This is a genomic window from Pseudomonas sp. FW300-N1A1 (assembly GCF_058789115.1).
This window is the reverse complement of record NZ_JBYTBK010000085.1, coordinates 1-1374: the sequence shown is the minus strand read 5'-3', so window position 1 is coordinate 1374 and position 1374 is coordinate 1. Positions and strand designations below refer to the sequence as shown.

General features: G+C 59.5%; 1 protein-coding gene. It reads right to left on the bottom strand.

What is annotated here, in order from left to right:
* Positions 1 to 1374 (bottom strand): immunoglobulin-like domain-containing protein (locus AC3WQN_RS25395; RefSeq protein WP_492606970.1); only part of this gene is annotated, 1374 nt, incomplete at both ends.

Here is a 1374-nt window from a genome sequence, read left to right as displayed (position 1 = left end):
ACCGCCTTCGGTGACGGTGGTTTTATCCACAGTCAACGTAGCGACTACTTCAGTCACGGTATCGCCGATGGTCACGGTGGCTTTGTCGCCGAGTACCAGGTTTTCGAAGGACTTGCCGTCGATTACAGCGTCAGTAACACCTACTTCGACGGTCTGACCATCTTTGTAGACGTCATCGCCCTGAGCCTTCAGCTCGTACGGGGTCTCGGTGGTGCCGGCCTTGATCACGACGGTGTCGCCGTTGCTCAGGGTCACGGTCAGGTCTTGCTTGAGGACCTGATCCACTTTGACGGTGAACTTCGGTGCGGCGTCTTCCAGCACGTTGCCGTTGCTTTCGATGGTGACGGTGATCTTGTCACCTTCGCCGGTCGGTTGGTCGGTGACGGTGGTGGTGTATTCGTCCTGGCCGAGGGTCAGCTTCTCGAACTGCTCGGCACCGCTGACGGATTCCAGCTTGTTGACCAGCGAAGGCTGACCGCCGGTGAAGATGTCATTGCTGGTGACGACCGTTGCGCTGCCGGTAGTGCTGTTCGCTGGCACGGTGATGGTGGTGCCATCACTGAGCTTGAAGGTCAGCTCGCCGTGGTTGCTCATTGGCAAGCCGGCTGCGTTGGTCAGGGTCACGGTGTAGGTGATCTGGCCGCCTTCAGTAACGGTGGTTTTATCCACAGTCAACGTAGCGACTACTTCAGTCACGGTATCGCCGATGGTCACGGCAGCCTTGTCGCCGAGTACCAGGTTTTCGAAGGACTTGCCGTCGATTACAGCGTCAGTAACACCCACTTCGACGGTCTGGCCGTCTTTGTAGACGTCGTCGCCCTGAGCCTTGAGCTCGTACGGGGTCTCGGTGGTGCCGGCCTTGATCACGACAGTGTCGCCGTTGCTCAGGGTCACGGTCAGGTCTTGCTTGAGGACTTGATCGACCTTGACGGTGAACTTCGGTGCCGCGTCTTCCAGCACGTCGCCATTGCTTTCGATGGTGACGGTGATCTTGTCGCCTTCGTTGTTGGTCGGATCGCCCGAGCCAGGCTCGTCGGTGACGACGGTGGTGTATTTGTCCTGGCCGAGGGTCAGTTGTTCAAACTGCTCGGCACCGGAAACGCTTTCCAGTTTGTTGACGATGGCCGGCTGGCCGCCGGTGAAGATGTCGTCGTTAACGGTGATGCTGGCAGTGCCGGAAGTACCGTTGGCCGGGATCTTGACCACGGTGCCGTCGGACAGGGTGAATTCCAGCGGACCATGGGCGCCCATCGGCAGGCCGGCAGCGTTGGTCAGGGTCACGGTGTAGGTGATCTGGCCGCCTTCGGTGACGGTGGTTTTATCCACGGTCAGGGTGGCGGTGACTTCGCTGATGGTGTCGCCGATGGTCACGGA